Source organism: Pseudoalteromonas phenolica (assembly GCF_005886345.1).
Lineage (GTDB): Bacteria > Pseudomonadota > Gammaproteobacteria > Enterobacterales > Alteromonadaceae > Pseudoalteromonas > Pseudoalteromonas phenolica_A.
Map to the genome: position 1 here is coordinate 15122 of NZ_PNEC01000063.1, position 23195 is coordinate 38316.

15 protein-coding genes are annotated in these 23195 nt (G+C 35.2%); 13 read left to right on the plus strand and 2 right to left on the minus strand.

Going from position 1 to position 23195, the window contains the following annotated elements:
• Window positions 1-45 precede the first annotated feature (45 nt).
• Window positions 46-1419: an NADP-dependent phosphogluconate dehydrogenase gene (gndA, locus tag CWB72_RS18875; RefSeq protein WP_138634627.1), complete on the plus strand. Its 1374-nt coding sequence runs from the start codon at window positions 46-48 to the stop codon at window positions 1417-1419.
• Window positions 1420-1472: 53 nt separating this feature from the next.
• Here the strand turns inward: gndA and ansA are convergent, their stop codons facing one another.
• Complete coding sequence (gene ansA, locus CWB72_RS18880) at window positions 1473-2483, minus strand: asparaginase (protein ID WP_138634630.1); 1011 nt, start codon at window positions 2481-2483, stop codon at window positions 1473-1475.
• Between the two features lie 64 nt (window positions 2484-2547).
• On the minus strand, window positions 2548-4422 hold the full coding sequence (gene sppA, locus CWB72_RS18885; RefSeq protein ID WP_138634633.1) for a signal peptide peptidase SppA: 1875 nt from the start codon (window positions 4420-4422) through the stop codon (window positions 2548-2550).
• A gap of 216 nt (window positions 4423-4638) precedes the next feature.
• Between sppA and CWB72_RS18890 the strand changes: the two genes are divergently transcribed.
• The 12 genes from CWB72_RS18890 to CWB72_RS18945 all read left to right on the plus strand — a co-directional run bounded on the left by CWB72_RS18890 (window position 4639) and on the right by CWB72_RS18945 (window position 23123).
• Window positions 4639-6600: an FAD-dependent oxidoreductase gene (locus CWB72_RS18890; RefSeq protein ID WP_138634636.1), complete on the plus strand. Its 1962-nt coding sequence runs from the start codon at window positions 4639-4641 to the stop codon at window positions 6598-6600.
• Between the two features lie 179 nt (window positions 6601-6779).
• On the plus strand, window positions 6780-8084 hold the full coding sequence (locus CWB72_RS18895; protein ID WP_138634639.1) for a tetratricopeptide repeat protein: 1305 nt from the start codon (window positions 6780-6782) through the stop codon (window positions 8082-8084).
• Complete coding sequence (locus CWB72_RS18900) at window positions 8074-9276, plus strand: FecR family protein (RefSeq protein WP_138634642.1); 1203 nt, start codon at window positions 8074-8076, stop codon at window positions 9274-9276. The genes CWB72_RS18895 and CWB72_RS18900 overlap by 11 nt, the downstream gene beginning before the upstream one ends.
• An 8-nt stretch (window positions 9277-9284) precedes the next feature.
• A complete protein-coding gene (locus CWB72_RS18905) occupies window positions 9285-14963 on the plus strand; it encodes an Ig-like domain-containing protein (protein WP_138634645.1) in 5679 nt (1892 codons plus the stop codon).
• Between the two features lie 11 nt (window positions 14964-14974).
• A complete protein-coding gene (locus tag CWB72_RS18910) occupies window positions 14975-15169 on the plus strand; it encodes a hypothetical protein (protein ID WP_138634648.1) in 195 nt (64 codons plus the stop codon).
• Window positions 15169-15987 (plus strand): MBL fold metallo-hydrolase, encoded by an 819-nt coding sequence (locus CWB72_RS18915; RefSeq protein ID WP_138634651.1) that lies wholly within the window; start codon window positions 15169-15171, stop codon window positions 15985-15987. The genes CWB72_RS18910 and CWB72_RS18915 overlap by 1 nt, the downstream gene beginning before the upstream one ends.
• Window positions 15984-18206, plus strand: coding sequence for a CHASE2 domain-containing protein (locus CWB72_RS18920; protein WP_138634653.1), 2223 nt, complete (start codon window positions 15984-15986; stop codon window positions 18204-18206). The genes CWB72_RS18915 and CWB72_RS18920 overlap by 4 nt, the downstream gene beginning before the upstream one ends.
• An 8-nt stretch (window positions 18207-18214) precedes the next feature.
• Complete coding sequence (locus CWB72_RS18925) at window positions 18215-19870, plus strand: HD domain-containing phosphohydrolase (protein WP_138634656.1); 1656 nt, start codon at window positions 18215-18217, stop codon at window positions 19868-19870.
• A 106-nt stretch (window positions 19871-19976) separates the two neighbouring features.
• On the plus strand, window positions 19977-20627 hold the full coding sequence (locus CWB72_RS18930; protein ID WP_171037361.1) for an ABC transporter permease: 651 nt from the start codon (window positions 19977-19979) through the stop codon (window positions 20625-20627).
• A 7-nt stretch (window positions 20628-20634) separates the two neighbouring features.
• Complete coding sequence (locus tag CWB72_RS18935; RefSeq protein ID WP_138634662.1) at window positions 20635-21294, plus strand: ATP-binding cassette domain-containing protein; 660 nt, start codon at window positions 20635-20637, stop codon at window positions 21292-21294.
• Window positions 21284-22321, plus strand: coding sequence for a hypothetical protein (locus tag CWB72_RS18940; protein ID WP_138634665.1), 1038 nt, complete (start codon window positions 21284-21286; stop codon window positions 22319-22321). The genes CWB72_RS18935 and CWB72_RS18940 overlap by 11 nt, the downstream gene beginning before the upstream one ends.
• Window positions 22314-23123: a hypothetical protein gene (locus tag CWB72_RS18945; protein ID WP_138634667.1), complete on the plus strand. Its 810-nt coding sequence runs from the start codon at window positions 22314-22316 to the stop codon at window positions 23121-23123. Before CWB72_RS18940 ends, CWB72_RS18945 begins: the two co-directional genes overlap by 8 nt.
• The last annotated feature ends 72 nt before the right edge of the window (window positions 23124-23195 follow it).

Sequence of the window (23195 nt, forward strand, 5' to 3'; positions counted from 1 at the left end):
GCTACGAAGTATTGCTCAAATTAGTTGTTACCGAGGAGGAACTTAATGCAAGTTGCATTAGTTGGTTTAGGTGTGATGGGTAAAAACCTTGCGCTGAATCTCATTGAACAGGGTTTAACGTTAGTTGCCTACGATAAAAACCCCGACGCAGGTGCTGAGTTATTAAGTTGCGCTCAGTCACTTGGTATAGCAGAGCGCTTGCACATTGTTTCTGATCTAGGTGACATGATCCGTCGTCTAGAAACCCCTCGTTCTATTTTGCTACTAGTACCTGCCGGTGAGCTAGTTGATAAAGTATGCTCAGATTTGGTTGAAGCAGGCGTAGATAAAGAGGATATCATTGTTGACTGTGGTAATAGTAACTACAAAGATGGTATCGCACGAAAGCTTAAGTACCAAAATAAATTTGAGTTTGCGACAATGGGGATCTCCGGTGGTGCCGAAGGGGCACGCCACGGACCTGCAATGATGGCCAGTGGTTCTGAAGGCGGTTGGGAACGAATTATTCCATGGTTCGAAAAAGTCGCTGCAAGCTATAATGGTGAGTCTTGTTTTGCTCGCGTAGGTCAGTCTGCTTCAGGTCATTTTGTAAAAATGGTCCATAATGGCATTGAGTATGCCTTAATGCAGCTAATTGCAGAAATGTACCAACTTCTGCGTCATGGTACAGGGCGCTCGCCTAAAGAAGTGGCAGAAGTTTTCCGTTCATGGTCTGAAGGACATTTAAATAGTTATTTACTATCTATTTCAAGCCACATCCTTGAATTAGAAACTGAAAAACAAGATTCTTTAGTAGATCTAATCGATAACAAAGTTGGTGCAAAAGGTACGGGTCTTTGGACTGCACAAAATGCTTTAGAACTAGGTATTGCTGTTCCTTCACTTGTTGCTGCTGTTCAAGCTCGTCATTTGACAAACACCATTGACACACATGCTGCAAAAGAAATGACATATGCTGGTCAGCAAACGGCTAAAATAGATATCGATTTAGATGAATTAAAATCAGCTTTTTATCTAGCAAGTTTATTATGTTATCGACAAGGTTTAGCTTTAATCAAAGGCGCGTCTCGTGCACATCAATGGAAAGTAGACTTAGGGAAAACATTACAAACATGGCGTGCAGGTTGTATTATTCGTGCTGACTATCTAAATGATATTGCAGAGGGTGTTGAGTTCATTGATACACTAACAGATGAATCACTTGCTTTACGCAAGGTTACAGGTTTAGCTATTTCATCAGGCTTAGCGTTCCCTGTATTGAGTTCTACTCAAACTTATATTGCTACACTGAGCACGCCAAGTAACGGTCATCTTGTACAAGCACAACGTGATTACTTTGGTGAGCATGGTATTAAGACACATGCAGGTGAAACTTGTCACTTAACTGATTTAGTCGAAATTGATACTAAAGTTAGATAATCAAATACCGTATTCTCTACGAAGAAAAGGTCAGCGTTGCTGACCTTTTTCGTTTACCGAGTTAATTCACCACGTAAGTTATCTTGCATTAAGTGCCTAACGGTCTCTAATTCTAATTTTTGACTAAATAAATAGTGTAGCTTTGTTAAACAAGCCTCTAATGTCATATCATATCCACTTATAACGCCACAATTTAACAGCGCATTACCCGTTGCATAACCGCCCATATTAACCTGACCTTGAATACATTGGGTTAAATTAACAATAACAGTGCCGTTATCAGTTGCTTGTTTTAGTATTTTTAAAAATTCAGGTTGTTGTGGTGCATTACCAACACCAAAACTAAGTAATATAAGCCCTTTAATATCTTCAGTGACCATGTTTTTGACCATTTCTGATGAAATACCTGGGTACAAATATAGGATAGCTATTGATTGTGTCTCAACTGGCGTGACTTGTAATGCTTGTTCAACATATGGGCTAAGTTTACCTTCGATCAATTGGATGTTTATTCCTGATTGAGCTAATGGGGAAAGGTTTGGAGATGCGAACGCATTGAAACCATCAGCATGTGCTTTTGTCGCTCGATTACCTCTGAATAGTTGGTTGTTAAAAAATAAACTTACTTCAGCAATGGGGTAATTGGCCGCTAAGTACATGGCGTTCAATAAATTAACTTGTCCATCGGAGCGTAACTGAGAGAGAGGGATTTGTGAGCCAGTAACGATCACTGGCTTAGTTAAATTTTCAAACATAAATGACAATGCAGACGCTGTATAAGCCATGGTATCTGTGCCATGTAAAACAACAAAACCATCATATTGGTCATATTTTGATTTGATATCATCTGCGATAAGTTGCCAATGATGTGGCGACATATCAGAAGAATCGATAAGCGGGCAGTATTCGTGTATATCGAATAGAGGCATTTCTTCACGTGTAAATTCAGCATTACTTTTTACTGTTTCAGTTAAGTAACCTGCTACTGGTACATAACCACGTGAAGACTGCTTCATACCTATAGTACCGCCAGTGTAAGCGATATAGATTTTTTTTCTTTTCATAAAAATAAGCCCAGATTTAAATCTGGGCTTATTATATTCGTAAGCTAATTGATATAACAGTAAATCAGTAAATTACATCGCAAGTTAAACAGCGAGAATATATACCTTTAGGGTCGTTGAACTGATTTATTTCATCAAATTGCTCAATCATTTGCTCACCTAATCCGCCAAACGAACTAATTACTCTTTGTAATAAATTGTTAGATGAGGGCTCAGGTAAAATATAAGTCGATACGAGTTTTGTATTAAAAAGCTCTTTTAAGAATTGGTCTTTCTCAGAGAGCGTTTGCTCTATTGTAATAACATCATAGTTGTCTAGTTGAGCTAGCTGTGCAGCTGCATCAATAGCATCTTGCTTGTTACCTAACTTATCGACTAAACCAAATGATTGAGCTTGAGTTGCAGTCCAAACTCGGCCTTGTGCGACTTTATTAACAGCTTCTTTTGATAACTCACGCTCTTGAGCTACTAGAGTGATAAATTTGTCATAAGCATCTTCAACACCCAGTTGGAAAACATCAGATAAATCTTCAGAAATACCTCTAGATAATGAGATATTATTTAACTCAGTCGTAGCAACACCATCAGAGTATATACCTAAAGAATTAAGAGATTTTTCAAAAGTAAGAATTGTTCCAAATACACCAATAGAACCAGTTATCGTACTTGGTGCAGCCCAAATTTCATCTGCTGACATGGCAATCCAATATCCACCTGAAGCGGCCACAGAACTCATAGAGGCGATAACAGGTTTTCCCGCTTCTTTTATCGCGAGCACTTCGTTACGAATGATTTCAGACGCGAACATACTACCACCGCCTGAGTCTATTCTAAGTACGACGGCTTTAACGTTATCATTCAATCTTGCTTTTTTAAGTAAAGCCGCAGTTGAATCTCCACCAATCTTTCCTGCTTTCTGTTTGCCATCAACAATATTACCTCTTGCAACAATAACTGCAACGGAGTCTTGAGAAGGTAATGTAAGAGCTGCTGGTGAATTTAACGAGCTAAGATATTTATTGAAACTAATATTCTTGAATGTTTTTCCTGAAAAACTAGAGCCAGCTTCTTGAATCAGTTTTGCTTGTAATTGTTGATCTGTTTGAAGAACATCAACCCAGTTATTTTGTAAAGCATATTGAGCATAGTCACCGCTTACTTGTTTCATTTTTGTAAGATACTGATCGGCTTTATCATCAAAATTAGAAGTTTCAAACTTTCTTGCTTCAGCAATATCAGATTTATATTGTGACCATAATTCGTCTAACCATAATTGATTTGCTTCTTTAGCAGCCGGCGACATGTCATTTCTTATGAAAGGCTCGACTGCTGACTTATATGTACCAACGCGGTATATATGTTGAGTAATTTTCAGTTTTTCTAGTGCATCTTTAAAATACAACGGATAGTTAGCAAATCCTCGAATTTTAATAGCACCATACGGATGAAGTGAAATTTCATCAGCAGTAGATGCTAGAAAGTATTGACTCTGTGAATAATAAGAACCGTGTGCAATTATTTTCTTTCCAGATTGTTTGAAGTTGATTAAAGCTTTTGAAATAGTGTCTAGTTTATTGAGGTGAGCGCCATGTAATGATTGTAAATCAAGTAAAATCATTGAAATACGAGAATCATTTGCTGCATTGTTGATGACTTTCACAACATCATCTACTAGCACTTCCTTGGGCTGGTCATTACTAGAAAAAAACTCTCCGAATGCAGCATCGACAGGGTCAATGTATGTTAATTCTTCAACTAACTTTCCTTCAAAATTTAATTTAAGTACAGCACCTTCAGGAACCTTTATTGCACCATTTTGTTGTGGAATAGACAAAACAATGACAGCTAAAAGGCCAAAGAAGATTAAATTGAGAATTAGTTTTCTCGAAAAGTTTATTGCAGACCAGAGGCCTTTAAAAAATTTACCAATATAAATCAAAGCTCACCTTTAAATATCAAATTTTTTTCTTCTACACACTTGTAATAATAACTGAGTTAAATAAAGAGTGTTACATCTAAAACGTAACTAAGTATTTATAAGCTTATATAACATACAGTTCATGTTAATTTGGTCTTTTTAGCACGATAAACTTTGAAATTTTGTTAAAAATTGCTAATGTCTCAGCAGGTACGACCAGTTTTGAGAAATTAATCTATGTTAGAAGCACCACTAGAATTAAAAAATACAAGGTTGCGAAATAGACTTGTAATGGGTTCAATGCATACAGGCCTGGAAGAAGGCTGGGCAAATAGAAAGAAACTCGCTGCATTTTATGAAGAGCGCGCAAAAGGCGGCACCGGTTTGATCATTACAGGGGGATATAGCCCGAATATAAGAGGTAAGCTTACGCCCTTTGCTTCGTCTTTCAATTCACAGTTTGATGTCTATAAGCATAAAGCTTACACAGATGCTGTTCATAAGCACGACGGAAAAATTTGTTTACAATTATTACATGCAGGTAGGTATGCTTATCACCCCTTTAGTGTCGCGCCAAGTGCACTTAAAGCTCCAATAACACCTTTTAAGCCAAAGGCCATGTCTAAAGGACAAATCAAAGGAACTATTAAGAGTTTTGCTAAGTCGGCTCAATTAGCTGAAAAAGCCGGTTATGATGGTGTAGAAATAATGGGGTCAGAAGGCTACCTACTTAATGAATTTATGGCACCTCATACGAACAAAAGACAAGACCAGTATGGCGGTTCACTAGAGAACAGAGTACGTCTGGCGATTGAAATTGTTACTGCTGTGCGAAAAGTAGTATCAGATAAATTCATGATTATCTTTAGGCTTTCAGTTATGGATTTGATCCCAAATGGCTCAACGACTGATGAAGTAGAATATCAAGCTAAAGAGTTAGTCAAAGCAGGTGTAGATATTATAAATACTGGTATTGGTTGGCATGAAGCAAGAGTACCAACAATTGCCAGTATGGTACCACCAGGTGCATTTAGAGAAGCATCAGAAAGATTAAAGAGTTGGGTTGATGTGCCTGTAATTGCGGTTAATAGAATAAACACACCAGAAATTGCCAATGATATTTTAAGAGATAATCAATCAGATCTTATCTCTATGGCTAGACCATTACTCGCAGATCCAGCGTTTTTTAATAAATACAAAGAAAATAAATCTGAACAAATAAACATCTGTATTGGTTGTAATCAAGGCTGTTTAGATCATGTTTTCAAAGGGCAACGTGCCACTTGTCTGGTAAATCCACAGGCTTGTTTTGAGTTAGAATATCCGTTAGAAAAGACCAAAAATCAAAAACAAGTATTGGTTGTCGGTGCAGGCCCGGCTGGATTATCAGCCGCAATATATTTGGCGAAAAAAGGACATCAAGTTAAAATAATAGAAAGAAATAGCCACGCTGGTGGTCAATTCAATTTAGCTATGCAAGTGCCAGGGAAAGAAGACTTTAAGAAAACCTTAAAATACTTTTTGCAAGAAGTTGAAAGGCTAAAAATAGACCTTGAACTCAATTGTGCATATTCTTCAAACATGGATAAACACTATGATGATGTTGTTTTTGCATCAGGTGTGAAACCACGGTTGGCAAATTTCCCTTGTTACGATGATAAGCGAGTATTCCATTACGATGAAGTTATTCGTGGGGAAGTTGAAATAGGTGAAAAAGTTGCAATTCTTGGCGCTGGTGGAATTGGCTTTGATATGGTGGCTTTTTTACAAGAAAAACCAGAGCAATCTATTTCTGAGTTTAAATCTCAATGGGGAATTGAAACTGAGCAAAGCCACACAGGACCCGAAAGAAAATTATATATGCTAAAAAGAAGTGAAGGGCGATTTGGTTCTGAGCTTGGTAAGACTACAGGATGGATACATCGTCAAGTTGCTAAACAACATAATGTTAAACAATTAGCTGAGTGTGAATATCTAAGTTTTGACAATCAGGGACTTAAAATAAAGCATAAAGGCGAGGAACAATACCTTGACGTTGATACAGTGATAGCTTGTATTGGCCAAGTCTCTAATGACGGTATCTTCAATAAAGATGAGTTGCCAAAAAATCATCATGTTATTGGTGGAGCAAAACTCGCTGCAGCAATCGATGCTAAGCGAGCTATTTTCGAGGCGCTACAAGTCGCACGAAATATTTGATTTTATTCTTCTCAATAAGCCTATCAGGTATTTGATAGGCTTGTTTCAAATATAGTAACTGACGAACTCATAATCTTGTTTATACTAAATTTGTATATTACAAAGTGAACTCGTTTGTAGAGCTGTAATTCAAACCTGCTTACTTTTGATTCATTAACTTTTAGCAGTTAGGATCAATCATGTGGCGCAATTTTCTCTCTGTAGTCTTTTACTATTGGTTAACTTTGTTTTCGACTTTCGTATTGTCGTCTCAAAATTTCACAAATATCTATGAAGCCTATAATCAAGCAAAATATTTAAAAGCACTACAAATTGCAGAGCCTTTTTTTGATGAGCATGCTGGCACACCTAAGTTTGATAAAATATATGGTGCGATTTGTTTAAAGCTTAACAAAATTGATGAGGCTGTATTTGCTTTTGAACGCGCTATTTCACAGAACCCCGAGGATTATCAATCACTATATTTTTTAGCTCTGAGTTATGCTAAACAACGTAATTACATTCAATCAGAGCAAGCACTTAACGCGCTTTTATCTTTAGAGCTTACTCCTTCTCTAAAAGCTAATATTATTGAAACACTCCGTTTGGTAAAAGCAAATACTCAGAAGTTAGAATCTAATATCTCGAATAAATTGAGTGTGTATTTTGGTAATGATTCTAATGTGAATAGTGGTGCTTTAGACGACCGAGTTGTGGTTTCAGGCTTAGAGATTTTACTTGATGAGGAAAGTTTAAAAACTTCAGACCAATTTATTAGATATAGTTATGATCTAAGAGGCAAGTGGAATAGAACGCAATATGATTCATGGCTATTAGATTTTAAGATTGCGCAACAGTCGCATCAATCATTAAGCCAGTACAATCGTACAAACAGTAATCTTAATTTTGGTTATGAATATGGCAAATTACCCTTCAAAATAAATGTTAATAGCTTTTTCTCAGTTATGGCCTTAGACGAAGCAAGTTATCAACAAGAATTTGGTTTCCATTCTAATCTTCAGTATCAATTAAATAAAATGTGGTTAGCTGAAATAATGACCAAGTTTTCTAAGGTAAATAACGTTGAAAATGACAGCCTTGATAGTGATATCTTTGATGCCGGTTTGTCTTTCATCTATCTAGGGAAGCGCTTTTTTTCAAAATATAGTTTTATATCTGGAGAGCAAAAAGCAGATTTAGAATTAGCTCAGCACTTCGGTAGAGATTACTTAAACCACTCTTTGTATCTTGTTTACAACGCACAAACTAAATTATCGTTTTTCATTAATGCTCAAAAAAAGCAAATTGAACATCATGCAATGCATCCATTTTTCCTCATTCTTCGTGATGAAGACCAGAGAAGTATGTCAATTGGGGCTAATTACAAGCTTTCTAACCATTGGCAATTAAACTCCAAACTTAGCCATTATGACAAAACCAGCAATATTCAAATTTATGAATATGATCGTCTTGAATGGTATTTAGGAGCAAGTTATGAATTTTAATCTAATAAAGATTTTAGTTATATCTAGTTTAGCTATATCGCTCCCTTTTGTTACGAATGCTCAGAATGAACAAGCAGGAAAAACATTGTTAGCGAAAGGCCAAGTTGAGGCTTTGTCAAAAGATACTCAAAGCAAAAGAGCGCTTAAACGAAGGAAGCCAGTTTTTAAGGTTGATAATGTAAAAACGTATGAAAATAGCCAAGCGCAATTGAAGATGATTGATGGGGCTTTGCTAGCATTAAAAGCACAAACAGAGTTAAACATAGAAGAATATTTCTTATCAAATGATAAAAGTTCTGGTTCTGTGGTAATGGAGTTAGTGTCAGGGGGATTAAGAACTATAACTGGTTCAATAAAGGGAAATACTGAAAATTATAAACTGAAAACACCTGTAGGCAGCATAGGGATCCGAGGAACACATTATGAAGTAGAAATTATTAATGGTGATGTTTTCCTAGCTGTATGGGACGGGTCAATTGAGATAAGTAACCTGAATTTACCTGAACCATTAATATTGGGGAAAGATGGAACACATTCATTTGCCAAGCTAGATAATACTGGTGAGGTTAAAACGTTTTTAAAGCCGCCTGAACAATTGTCATCATTATCTTCGCCTACATCTAACAGCAAAACAAAACAAACAAGTAATAATCTATCTGAACTAACATCGACAGTAGTTAATATGCCACAGCAAATAGACAAACAAGATGCATATTTAGATGATATTCCATCATCAGAAAAAATCCAAAAAACCATTGAAGATACGAACTTTTTAAATGAAGACAGCTTAGATAGCTTTGCCATTGAAGATATAGAAGAGTTAATCGAAGAAAGAACTGGAACTGTTATTTATGATCAAGTTGAAAGGTTTGAAATAAATTCATCAGTAGGTCCTGTAAATGATTTTAATATGCAAATGAGTGTCGATTTTGATGCCGGTACAGTCCCTCTAGGTCAGTTATCATTTTTGGATAGCGGTGGCGAATGGTTTGCTACATTCAATGGCTTGATTAACACACAAGGAATGCGCTTAGGCATAAATTACGCGAGTCATGGTCAGAATTTAGCGACAGGTAATATAACAGCGCAGTTCAGTGATGAATTAAGTAAAATTCGCGGAAATTTTAACCTTTATGAAATTAATGACATTGCCACACGTTCTAGTGGCCTATTTGTAATTAAAGAAAAATAGGTGTTGTAATGAACAAATTAAATAAAGTTCTTGCTGCATGTTTATTTTGTAGTTTAGTTGGATGTGGAGGAGGAGAAACTGAAAAAGCAGGTAATGAACAAACAATTCAAGATATTAAAAATGATATAGGTGTAGAAACTAATAGCAATCAAAATTTTGTATCATTCGATTACTTTCGGAAAGTGTCTGGTAAGAAAGTTGAACCTTCTTATGTCGTCAACAGTGCATTTATGAATGCAGCAGCAAATATTGAAAACCTATCAGATAATGAGCTAGTAAAAGGCAATATAACCGTTGTAATTAATGACGTAGAAGACCCCGAAGGTATACAAAAAGTGTTAGTTGGGTTTTCAGGAAGCGATGTTGCAAAAATATTATGTGAAAACAACTGCGATACAAACACCGAAATCTTCGAAACTGGGTTAAATCCATTTAATTTTGGGCAGTCCCCGGGAACTTTACAATTACAAATATGGGTTCAAGATGGTGCGGGAAACCTTTCATTAGCAAAAAGTAAAGTGATTAACTGGTTACCTAATACAATTTCGGTCTCAGAGATATTAAGAGAAGGCGAGACTCTAAACTTAACTTGGAGAGAACAAGCAAATTCAATACGTTATAATGCTTATTTGAGTGACAACACAATTAATAGTCTTGATAACTTCTCTTTAACTTCAAATAACAAAAGGTCGCTCTCTTTAAGTGAAAGTAATCATACATTCTCTGACTTAGAACCAAAGAAGAATTATTATGCTTTAATAACAGGCATTGATGGCAGTGGAGAGAGTGCTTTTAGCGAGCAAGTTTTCATTTCTGCAAGTGAAATTATTTTACCCACAGCTGTAGATGATAGTTTTGAATTAGAACAGTTTTCGACATTACAAGGTTCACTGCTAGACAATGATTTAGACAATGGTTTAGGTCCTTTGTTGATTAATATTGAACCTATAATCACCCCAGAACATGGAGTACTCACCATTTTTGCAAATGGTGAATTTACCTACACGCCGAATGGTAGCTTTTATGGTCTCGATACATTCAGATATCAAATCAAAAACCCGCAAGGGGCCATAGATGAAGCAAATGTCTCAATTAAAATAAAAAAAATTAATTCAGATCCAATCGCCTTATTTAATGAATTCTATGTTCTTCAAAATTCGTCACTGACTTTAGTTGGGAATGAGTTAATTCTGAATGATATAGATTTTGATGGTGATAGTTTAACAATTGATACACTGCCAGTTGAAGATGTGAAAAACGGCACACTCAATTTACAAAGTTCAGGTTCATTTGTTTATACCCCTAATGAAGGGTTTATTGGTGAAGACTCATTTATTTATCGTTTAGATGATGGAAATGGAGGAAGCTCGACAGCAGAAGTATTGTTAGTTGTTTCCCCAGAATCTAGGAGACAATCTTTAATTAGTGTGAATGACGAATATGTTTTAAATGAAGACGATATTTTAACAGTTGCAGAGCCTGGAATACTTGCAAACGACATACTACCAGAACAAACTTCAATCGGTATCTTAATTTCTAAAATTGCTGAAAATGGTACGGTCGAATTATCGGAGTTAGGCGAGATGGAGTACATGCCTGCAGAGAACTTCTATGGCAAAGATTATTTTATATATCAACTGGAAGACTTAAATGGACATAAATCTGCAGCTTTTGTAACTCTAATTGTAAATGCTTTGAATGATGCACCTTTGGCACAAAATGATTCTGTAATAGTTAGTCAGGGAGAATCAGTTACAATTTCTGTCTTGGATAACGATTTAGATGTAGATAGTGAAATTAACAAATCAACCCTAACGATTATTGATTTTCCAATGCATGGCAATGTCGAACTCAATAGCCAATCAAACAGTTTCGTTTATACAAGTAATGCTGATTTTAGAGGAGAAGATTATTTCACTTATCAGGTATCTGACCGTGAAGGAAAAGAGTCAAATATCGCGACTGTTATGATCGCGGTAAACGGAGAGAATAAACCGCCTTATGCTGTTGATGATTCTGCCAATACACAGCAAGAGCAATCAATTTCTATAAATGTCTTTGAAAATGACTTTGACACTGATGGTGCAATCGATTTATCAAGCATAGAAATTACAACGCCACCTAAAAATGGCCAAGCAACCACTTCTGTCTCGCAAAGTTCAATTATATATACACCTAATGAGGGCTTTTTTGGGTCTGATAAGTTTAGTTACTCGTTCAAAGATAATGAAGGTGCAAGTTCAAATGTCGCTAATGTCACTGTTTCTGTTTCGAGGGTAAATAAAGCACCAATAGCAAATAACGATATTTACTCGGTAGAATATAATTCATCAATTACTATGAGTGTTACTGAAAATGATGTAGACGAAGATGGTTCAATAGACGCTAAAAGTATTGCTATTGAAGTTAGCCCTGAACTTGGTTCATTAGTTATTACTGAGGCCGGAGAACTTATTTATACCAATACCAGTGATAAAAGTGCAATTGACACCTTTATTTATACTGTTAGAGATAATGAAGATGCAACGTCAAATAGTGCAACCGTAACCATTAACTTAATTGCGCCTGATACTAGCCCGATTGCGACAAATGACAATCTAGTAACTTTCAAAAATCAACCAGCTTCTCTTAATGTTTTAAACAATGATGATTTTAAAGGGGTAGGTATCGCTGAAACACCCGTTGTTTTAGTGACACAAGCTGAAAGCGGGGAGGTTGAGTTTATAAATCAACAAGGAGATATTCAGTATACTCCTAATTTTAATTTTGTTGGAACTGATTCAATCACGTATAAAGCAGTCAATATATTAGGTGAAACTTCAGACCCAGCGACAATCACATTCTCGATTAATGATCAAAACTACCCACCTACTATAGAGCCAAGTGTAGTCGATATAACATCAGATGTTGTCACTGGACAATTGCTAACTACTCTAATAGCGAGTGACCCTGATGGAGATAGCATTGGGTATGAATTGCTCGGAGAGTTTTCCTCTCTATTTTCAGTTAATGGTCAAGGCGAGGTAATAATTTCAGATCAACAAACTATTATAGATAATGGCAATGCGCAATATGTCATAGATACAAAAGTATGTGACAACAAGACCCCTTCATTGTGTGGACAATCAACTTTAACGGTCAATGTCGAAGAGATACTGCCAACGGAGAGAGTAGTTTTAAACCTCGATTACGCTGATCAAGGCACAGCTCATGTCAATTTGCGTGCATCGCTCGAATACCATGAAGTTGGAAAGGCTATAAATTTAGCAGATGGCAGTACTCTAATTGCAAGTGGTGTCGGGCATTATGATACAAGTCAAGGCAGAAATATTCATAGAGCTGTTGTAACTAAAATTACCAGTAAGGGAGAAATAGACAACACCTTTTCTACAGAGGGAGTTTTCGATAGTAATTTAGGGATTATTGTTGATGGCTATTCTCAAAATATCGTGGCGCAAAATATTACCTTTGATGAAACGAATAAACTGATTTATGTCTCTGGCTATCTCGATACTGGCATTTCACAACACTTGATTATCTTTAGGCTTACTGAACAAGGGCAACTAGATTTAACCTTTGCAAATGATGGTCACTATATTATCCCTTCAGAAAACGCTGAAAAAGCAAGTTCAATAGAGCTTAAATTAATAGATGAATCATTAGTTATCCTCACTAACAATGATAACAACGGGCTTATTCATGGCCGTTTAGTAAAATACGAAATTAATACTTCTTCAGTAAGTCATTCAATTAATATTCTTGCAGAATCTGGCAGTGAAAGCTCAGGATTAACTTTACTTCCTGATAATAAGGCAATGGTTTTTGGCAACACCACTAATGAGATTGGTAACAAGGATATCTTTGTAAGAAAGATTAATCTTTCAGACTTTTCTGATGACACAAGCTTTCAAAGCTCGGGCTATTTACAGATAGATATAGGTGAACAGCTAGTAGATAATCGAGTGAAAGCTTTGTCATTGTTATCTGACAATACGCTTTTAATGACAGGTAACCACCAAACGGTGGTAGGTGGAGGCTCACAGCTCGATGAATATAATGTTTTCATGCTTAAATTAGACATCAATGGTAATTTAGATACTTCATTTAATAACACAGGATTTAAAGTTTATGATGATTCAGAATTACCAACTCACTCTGCTGGTGTTGATTTACTGAGTTTAGATGCAGATGGAATAGATATAAAAGAAATAAACTCTAGTATTTATTTAACAATTAACAGAGCTTTATTTAATTCAAACTATGCAGTACAAGTTATGAAGTTAGATCTTGATGGAAATGTTGATATTAGTTGGTCTCCACCAAATGGCGGTATTTCTATCTATGATAATGAAGGACTAAGGGCGCATGGTGTTTTACTTACGTCATCAGATTTAACACTCTATGGTCATAATCACGGGGATGTTGGCTATAACTATTTCGCGAGTCATTGGTTTGCAAAAGTAAAAGAGTTGGGAGAATTAGATATAAATTATGGTTATTTAGGTCAAGCTACGATTAACTCAACGTCGTCTGACGAGTTTGTTGTCTCAACAGCAAAACAAAGCAATGGTAATTTGCTTTTAGCTGGGCACGCTGCAAATTGGCAAAATGAATTAGTGCCATTTATACATAGCCTTAATGATTCAGGCGAGACAGATAAATCATTCGGAACTTTAGGCCTCAGTAGGTTAAATTTTTATTCATCTAGCGAAACTAAATCTATAAGAGTCAACAATGATGACTCTGTTTATTGGACAGGAAACGAAGGTATAACTTCTGCATTTATATCCAAACTCACAAATTTCGGCGTTGCTGATAATTTTTATGCTGAAGGCAGCGAACAAGCTTACTTCTATTCATCTAATTTTAGTGCTGATTCAATAAAACTTACAAAAATTCAACAACTAGAAAATCAAGTACAAATTGCTTTAGCAGAAATTGGCGATGGTTGTATAACCAAATCTATGGGTTTATACCTTTCTCACACAGGTAGTTTAGTTTCGGAATTTATTTTTGAACCTCCAGTTGGATATGAATGTGCTGCTGAAGCGTTTAAATTAGAAACCATGTCTGTCGATGAGTTAGGTTTTTTTGGCTTTGGTCAAGATAGCCAAACATACTCTGTACCGAGTATTGTTGTAGTTAATTCAGACAATACTGGTACCTTGAATCCATCATTTGGTGATTCTGGAGTTGCGGTTTTTGATGTTGGAGCTCTACCCGGTGAACAGGTGTTTGTTAAAGGCTATATACTTGCACCTGACAATGATTTTTTAATCTACGGTCTTTCTGGGAATGAAAACTTCATAATAAAAATGAATAGTTTTGGGGGATTGGATACAACATTTGCAGAAAATGGTGTTTATAAATTCTCAAGTTATTTTGAAGAAGCTGTTGTAATTAATTCTATTCTTATAGATTCAAAAAATCGGTTAGTAGTAATTTCAAAGTCGAATGTTGAAGGTGGGATCTATTTTTCCAAATTACAATTATTAGAAAATCCGGGTAGTTTAGATCTTCAGTTTGCAAATGTCGGATATCAATTATTACAACTTGGTGTAGAAGGAGATTTAGTCGATGTGCAATATCACTTTAATAATGAATCTTTCTTACTCACTTTACAGAATAACATTTCTAAACGTATCACAGTTTCAGCAGTTGAAATTGTTGAAGAAACACAAGAATAAAAGGAGTAAGAATGGAGATTACATTTTACGGTGTACGAGGATCAATACCTACACCAGGTCCTGAAACGATAAAATATGGAGGAAATACGACTAGTATTCTAGTTGAAGATCAGGCCGGGAATTTTTTAAACCTAGATGCAGGTACAGTGATAAGAAAGCTAGGAATAGACACACAGGGCGTAAAAGAAGAGATTTATATCTTATAATGGAGATTACATTTTACGGTGTACGAGGATCAATACCTACACCAGGTCCTGAAACGATAAAATATGGAGGAAATACGACTAGTATTCTAGTTGAAGATCAGGTCGGGAATTTTTTAATCCTAGATGCAGGTACAGGGATAAGAAAGCTAGGAATAGACATACAGGGCGTAAAAGAAGAGATTTATATCTTATTAAGCCATAACCACTGGGATCACATACAAGGTTTCCCATATTTTATACCGGCATATTCAGAAGATAGCCAAATAACTATTACTCCTGGCGATACAGATTTAGATCATCCTAATGCAATACTAGACCAAATGAAGGGTAGTTTTTTTCCACTCAGCGAATATGAATTATCTGCAAATATCAAGATAACTCCTCAGACCAAAAATGACTGGGATTATAAAAGTTTTAAAATAAAAAGATGCAAAATGAACCACCCCGGAGGTGGGAGTGCATATCGAATTTGTTCTGATAATAAGTCATTGGTGTATGCAACCGATAATGAACTATTTCCACCATACCCAGTGCAAACAAAGTTTGAAGAATGGGTAGAATTTGCTAAAGATGTAGATTACCTCATTCATGATGGCCAATATTTACCAGATGACTACCCATTTAAAAGAGGGTGGGGACATAGTCAAGTGCAGCATGCGTTAGATTTAGCACTTCAAGCAAATGTTAAAAATCTTATTTTAGTAAGTCATGACCCTGATAGGACAGATGAGGAAATAGATAATTTAAAAGAGGAATTACACTTACTTGATTATCCATTTAAAATTATCTTTGCTCATGAAGGGCTTATTTTGAAATGAAATTGCAAAGGCTTTGGAACAAATTTAAGTTTCAATGGTTTTGTGGTTTGTTTATCGTTTTCTTTTGTATCTTAATACATGTTTCTTTCCTAATTCCCGGGACAAATCAAGGTGAACATCTAAAGCGGCTAGAGGGGTTAGCCTATGACTTGAGGTTAGAGGCGACTTTAAGTTTTCACCCAGCAAGAGAGTTTTTGCCAATTATAATTGTTGATATTGACGAAGAAAGTATCAAGAAAATAGGCCGGTTCCCTTGGAGTCGCACAACAATGGCGGAATTACATCAAAAGTTAATAGATCTTGGTGTAACAGTTATTGCTTATGATGTGCTTTTTTCTGAACATGAAGTAAACCCAATAGATAAAATAATAAGCAAAAGCCAAAATGCACAATTAAACCAAAATTTAACTCTAATTAGAGAAAACTTTAATGCTGATCTAGAGTTCTCCAACACAATATCAGACAGTGACACGGTATTAGGCTTATTATTAGAGCATAAAGATAGTCTACAAATCGGGGAGTTACCCAAGTCTGTTTTTACATCAAAAATTGCATTTGATAAATTGCCAGCTCCCGATTTTTCAGGCTATGTAGCAAGTTTACCTTTATTACAAAAAAACGCGTTAGGTAATGGTTTTATAAATAGTGCCCCAGATGGTGATGGGTTTGTAAGGTATGCGATGTTATTTGCAAAACATAACGGTCAATTATACCCATCACTGTCTTTAGAGGTTGCAAGACTTTATACCTTATCAGATTCTGTTTCAGTCATTTCAGAAGAGTTTGGAGATAACTATAGTATTACAGGTGTCAAAATTGGTAATGAAATGATACCCACGGATGATTTTGGTAGAGTTGCAATACCATACAGAGGCCCTGCTTTTAGTTTCCCTTATGTTTCTGCAAGTGATGTGATATTTGAACAAGTTGATACTGAATTATTTGATCAATCAATTGTTTTTATTGGCACTTCTGCTGTCGGGCATGCTGATTTAAGAACGACACCTGTTGGGGTTTTGTACCCAGGTGTTGAAGTGCATGCAAATTTATTAGAAGGTTTAATATTTCCACAAATTTTGCCAAGTCGTCCTGATTGGATTGACGGTGCAGTTGTCGTATCAATTATTATAATTGGCGTACTCGGCGCGATAATTCTACCTTTTTTAGAGTTACTAGGTATTGTTTCTTATACGTTTATTACTTTCTCTGGTTTTATAGGGCTAAATGCCTATTTATGGAGCCAATATTATTTAGATTTTCCTCAAGTAGCAATCTTGCTCATGCTAGCTCTACAGGTAGTAATTTTAGGGAGTTTGAGCTTTTTTAATGAACATAAACAAAAACTGAAAATTAAAAATATTTTTGATCAATATGTCCCACCAGAACATATTCAAGAAATAATTGAAAACCCGCAATCAATGTCAGTTTCAGGTGAAAGACGAAATATGACAGTTTTATTTGCAGACATTAGGGAGTTCACCTCCATTTCTGAACAATTGGATGCAAGTGAATTGAAGGAAATGTTAAACCTTTATTTAACACCAATTACGAAACTTATCTTCGAGCATCACGGAACGATAGACAAATATGTCGGAGATATGGTTATGGCATTCTGGAATGCGCCTTTAAAAGTTGAAAATCACGAAGAACTCGCTGTTAGCTGTGCGTTACATATGCACAAAAAAGTTGAAGAGCTTCAATCTCGCTTCTACGATGTTGGTTTACCGAGATTTTCTATTGGTATTGGTATTAACAGCGGGGAAATGAACGTTGGTGATATGGGGTCGGTTTACCGCAGAGCTTATACAGTGTTGGGAGATGCTGTTAATTTAGGTTCAAGGCTGGAAGGCGTCACCAAATTTTACGGAGTTAAAATCTTGGTGAGTGAAAACACATTTAGTAAATGCAAACATATCGCTTTTAGACCTGTGGATAAAGTAAAAGTGAAAGGGAAGAAGCAGGCTGTAACTATCTATGAACCAATAGATTTAGTTTCCAGCTTAACAAGCGAACAAAAAGAAAAAATAATTCTTCATGAAAAAGCCTGGAATTCATATTTACGACAAAGTTGGGGTGAATCATTACAAGAGTTTACTACACTTAAAAACAGATACCCGTGCGAAAAACTCTTTGCAATTTTCTGTCAAAGGATCTCCAAACTAGAGCAAATGAACTTATCTAGAGAATGGGATGGAAGTTATGAGCACTTTACTAAATAGGGTTAGAAATGGAACAAACTGAAATCATAAACAGCAATAGCTTATCTGATGACTTAGGTAACGAGCTTGCATTGCAACATTTGCTAAAATTGGCTATTGAACTTTCTTCAGAGCGCTGTACCGAGAAATTGCTAGAGAATATTTTACAAAGTGCTATGGAATTGACCGGCTGCGATGGAGGAACAATTTATTCAGTTCTTGACCAAAAATATTTAGAGTTTTCGACCCTGATTAATAGACCATTAAATTTACATTTAGGTGGTACATCCTCTAAAGATATAAACTATGCGCCTATCTCAATTTTTAACGAATATAACCAACCAAATAATAAAGCGCTAGTTGCGATATCTGCAGCAACCAGAGAATGTATATGCATTGATGATGTTTATGCGTGTTCACAATATGATCTAACCGCAGCAAGAGAGATGGATAAGAAAACGGGGTATCATACTCAGTCAGTATTGACTATCCCACTTGAAAATCATGAGGATGAGCTAAATGGCGTATTACAATTAATAAACCCTAAAATAAATGGTGAAGTAATTCCATTCTCGGCACATCAAATTAGTATGTTGAAATCCATGGGCGCATTAGCTGCTGTTGCTCTTACTAACAGACAGCTGATTGATAATATGGAAGAGTTGTTCCAATCTCTAACGCGGTTAATTGCTAAGGCAATAGATGAGAAATCACCATATACTGGCGGTCATTGTCGTCGGGTACCAATTTTAACAATGATGATTGCAGACGCCGTCCATAATTACGACGAAGGCCCCTTAAAAGATTTCAAAATGTCTGATGCGGATAAGCATGAACTATCAGTAGCAGGTTGGTTACATGATTGTGGAAAAATAGCAATTCCAGAATCAGTTATGGATAAATCTACAAAGCTAGAGTGTGTTTTTGACCGCATTGAATTGTTGATACATAAAGTTGAGATAGTTAAACGTGATTTAGAAATAAAGTTTTTAAAAGCATTATTTGAAGCCCAAAAGCAAGAAGATTTACTCAAGCAAGAGACATTAACAACAGAATATAACAATGAAATTAGTTACATTGAAAGTGAACTGGCCTTTTTACAGAAAACAAATCTGGGTGGTGAGTTTATGCATGAAAGTAGTAAACAAAGGGTGAATTCCTTTGCTGAAAAATATGAGTTGATGGTAAATGGGATAAAAGCCCCAATTCTGACAGAAAATGAAATTTATAATCTTAATATTGATAAAGGCACATTAACCAAAGAGGAAAGGAGTATCATAAATAAGCATATGGATATAACCATTGCGATGTTAGAAGCACTACCTTTCCCGAAACATTTGAAAAGAGTACCGGAGTTTGCTGGTGGTCATCATGAAAAAATGGATGGTACAGGATATCCAAAAGGTTTAACTAAAGAGCAAATGTCTGTTCCAGCTCGGATGATGGCTATTGCCGATATATTTGAAGCATTGAGTGCTGCAGATAGGCCTTATAAAGAAGGGAAACCTTTAAGTGAATGTTTATTTATAATGGCTAAAATGACACAGCAATCTCACCTAGATCCTGATTTATTTACTATTTTTATAAAGTCTGGTGTTTACATGCTCTACGCTAAACAATATATGAAGCCAGAGCAAATTGATGAGATTGATATTACTTCACTACCTGGGTTTATTAATATTTAAATAATTAGGGGATCGTATGCTTAGACTTGGTTTTATACCTTTTTCTTATTATGTGATCTCAGATTGTTTTAATTTCAGCAGTCACAAATCAATTAGCGCTGACGTATTGTTTAAACAAATAAAGTTTACTGGCGTTCAAGCGCTTACACTTGTTATTACTATTTCTTTTGTGACGAGCATACTTATTGTCGCACAAGGCTTCCCTATATTATCTTCTGTTGGTCAACAGAGTTTAATCTTTGATATTTTGATCGCAGGTATTTTTAGAGATGGCGGGCCATTCATCGTTAGCTTTATCATATTAGCGCGATCTGGTACTGCAATTACTACTGAGTTAGGCAATATGGTTGTCAACAAGGAGATTGATGCACTTAATGCGATGGGTATTTCTATCATTTCTTATTTAGTAGTCCCAAGAGTTGTAGGGATGTTTTTGTCGGTAATAATTTTAATGAGCTACTTCATGGTATCAGGTTTGGTTAGTAGCTTTGTTACCGCATCGATGTTTAACCATATGCCGCTTTCTAGTTTCACCAATGGGTTGCTTGATAAATTAACACTCCTTGATTTTATCATAATGAGCTCAAAAGTGTCTTTATCAGCGCTCATCGTCGCCTTGATTACTTGTTATCATGGCTTGAAAGTTGAACAAGCAACAACTGAAGTACCTCAAAGGAACATAAAAGCAGTAGGTCAGAGTGTTTTTAGTATCTGTTTTATCCATCTTTGCTTAACTAGTGCAATGATAATACATTGAGGTGAGCATGAATCTATCACTTGTACATGTTAGTCACACAGCTAATGATAAGGCTTATATAAGGGATGTTAATTTAATAGTTGAGCATGGAGACTGCTGTGTAATAAAAGGCAAATCAGGTTGTGGAAAATCACTTTTGTTTAGTATTTTAAGTGACATAATCAGACCTGATAATGGGCATGTTTTAATTGATGGTGTGCATATAAACAGTATGTCCAAGAAACAATATGACGATTATAAAAAAAACATGGGTGTCATTTTTCAACTGCCAGCACTTATTTCAAATTTAACAGTTAAAGAAAATCTTCTTCTACCATTAAACCGTTATTTAACCGATGTTTGCTTAGAGCAAAAAGAAAATATTGTCAGTCAAAAATGTGAAGAAATTGGATTAAAAGACTATTTAAATAAAAGGACAGAGCACTTATCAATTGGTATGGCCTCTCTTGTGGGAGTGGCTAGAGCGACACTTTTAAAGCCAAAGTTAGTCATATGGGATTCACCGCTCAATGAGGTTGATAACGACTGGGTCGATTATGAATTACAGTTAATTCAGAGTATGAAAAATGATGCTGTCACACAAATCCTGTTTTCAAATAGACATGTTATAGACTCACTTTGTTCTAGTCGCTTTTACTTAGAGCAAGGGAAATGCTATGCAGCATAGTTTAGTGAAAGAGCATAAAGCAGTTATATCATTTATATTTTTTGGTTCTTTATTATTCGCTATTACATTAGGAACAATCTTAAGTTCAAAACATTACTTTTCGACCAAAGCTATATTTTTTACAGAACTAAACGATGCAAAAGGATTGTCAACACACCCACTAATTTACTTTAAAGGTATTGAGATAGGCCGTATGGAATCTTTCTCTTTCGATTTTCAAACTAATAAAATCAAGTCTAACTTTTGGATACTTAAAGAGTTTGAGCATATTGTCACTCAACATTCTATATTACAAAGTGAGCAGCACCCTATATTTGATGAAGTATATTCTTTTAACTTAATTACTCCTGATTCAGCTATTAACGATGATTTATTAAAACTAAAGGAGGGAAGTTTGGTTTATCATTCATCAAGTGAATATGCTTTAAGATTAATTGCAGAAAATAAAAATAAATTACCTAAAAATGATGTTGAAGAAATTTTAGAAAACATAAACTCACTACTTTCCAATCTTCAGCAAGAAGACAATCCATCTGCTGGATCGCTTTTTAGGGCTCTGGATAGAGTAGCGAAGATCAGTGAACAACTATTAATGATTACTGAAAGTATAGAGCGAAGTGGTATAGTTGATAAGGCTGATAAAACATTAATTCAAGCTGAAAAATGGATTACAAGTCTTCCAGTCATAGTCGAAAAGTTGAGTAACTCATTAGATCGTGTAGATAAACTATTGATAACATCAGAAAATGTTATAAATGCTTATAAGTCACCAGAAAAAATGGTTTCTTCTTTGACTAATAACCAGTTACCTATGGTACTGAGCAATATCAATGATAATTTAAATATAGTAAAAGGTATGTTATCTGATGTGCATACAGAACGTGCGCAATTCATGATGACAATATATCAAAGTCAGCAAGTATTAAATGAACTTGAAAAAACACTTCAAGCTTTAAATAATAACCCATTTTTAAAAGGAGGTATTCATGAAGAAAAGCAAGATATAAAGGCTGAAGTTTATGACTAAGATGCTTATATTTTTTGTTTTATTTTTATTGCTATTATCTTGCTCTCAAGTGGCAGACAAAAAAGTTGTTTATAATGATTTAAATAAATTATCTTTACAATGGTTCCAACAAGCAGAGCGGCAAAGATTAAATCATCAATTCGAAAAATCACTTAAAAGTTACGATAAAGCTTATAAGTTCTCATTGCTTAGGAACAATTTAGAAACACAACTCTTTAGCCTGATGAGACAAGCTTTGGTATATAGCAAATTAAATAATCAAAAAATTAGTTCGGATTTATTGATACAAGCAAATAACCTAATCACAGTTGAGTTTAATTCACATATTCAAACTTATAATTTAATGAAGGCGAGAGTTTTAGCGAATTTAGGTAAAAAGGCTGAAGCAAAAAACTTACTTTTCAAATATAAAATGAATTTTGAAGAGAAAGAAAAAGAGAAAGAAATATATATAAATTGGTTTGAGTATGAACTATCAAAATATCCCAAACCTGGAGTTTCTTTGTCAGATGATTTTAATTTATTACTTAATGCATATCAGTGTGATTCATTGAATAATTTAGAGGTTTTAACGTACGTAGGTATGTCTTATTTATATTTACTTATACAAGAAAACAGTGAGAAAGTAACTGAGGTATCAACAAAGTTGCTTGATGTTTTCGAAGAGCAAGAGTTGCCAGCTAAAATAAAAGAAATTTATGAATATATGGCTGTGTATCACAGAAATATAAATAATATTAAAACATCAAATTACTATGCAAAAAAAGCTAAGAAAATAGGTGAGGTGTTAGATGCATATTGATCAGTTAAATAGTTTTTTATTATAAGCGGCTTTTAAAACGTCTAATTTAGTTGTACTAGCTCAGACTTGATC

Excerpts from the sequence above, each read along its gene's own strand:
- gndA (WP_138634627.1), top strand. The coding sequence starts at position 46 with ATGCAAGTTGCATTAGTTGGTTTAGGTGTGATGGGTAAAAACCTTGCG.
- ansA (WP_138634630.1), bottom strand. The coding sequence starts at position 2,483 with ATGAAAAGAAAAAAAATCTATATCGCTTACACTGGCGGTACTATAGGT.
- CWB72_RS18890 (WP_138634636.1), top strand. The coding sequence starts at position 4,639 with ATGTTAGAAGCACCACTAGAATTAAAAAATACAAGGTTGCGAAATAGA.
- CWB72_RS18895 (WP_138634639.1), top strand. The coding sequence starts at position 6,780 with ATGTGGCGCAATTTTCTCTCTGTAGTCTTTTACTATTGGTTAACTTTG.
- CWB72_RS18900 (WP_138634642.1), top strand. The coding sequence starts at position 8,074 with ATGAATTTTAATCTAATAAAGATTTTAGTTATATCTAGTTTAGCTATA.
- CWB72_RS18905 (WP_138634645.1), top strand. The coding sequence starts at position 9,285 with ATGAACAAATTAAATAAAGTTCTTGCTGCATGTTTATTTTGTAGTTTA.
- CWB72_RS18910 (WP_138634648.1), top strand. The coding sequence starts at position 14,975 with ATGGAGATTACATTTTACGGTGTACGAGGATCAATACCTACACCAGGT.
- CWB72_RS18915 (WP_138634651.1), top strand. The coding sequence starts at position 15,169 with ATGGAGATTACATTTTACGGTGTACGAGGATCAATACCTACACCAGGT.
- CWB72_RS18920 (WP_138634653.1), top strand. The coding sequence starts at position 15,984 with ATGAAATTGCAAAGGCTTTGGAACAAATTTAAGTTTCAATGGTTTTGT.
- CWB72_RS18925 (WP_138634656.1), top strand. The coding sequence starts at position 18,215 with ATGGAACAAACTGAAATCATAAACAGCAATAGCTTATCTGATGACTTA.
- CWB72_RS18935 (WP_138634662.1), top strand. The coding sequence starts at position 20,635 with ATGAATCTATCACTTGTACATGTTAGTCACACAGCTAATGATAAGGCT.
- CWB72_RS18940 (WP_138634665.1), top strand. The coding sequence starts at position 21,284 with ATGCAGCATAGTTTAGTGAAAGAGCATAAAGCAGTTATATCATTTATA.
- CWB72_RS18945 (WP_138634667.1), top strand. The coding sequence starts at position 22,314 with ATGACTAAGATGCTTATATTTTTTGTTTTATTTTTATTGCTATTATCT.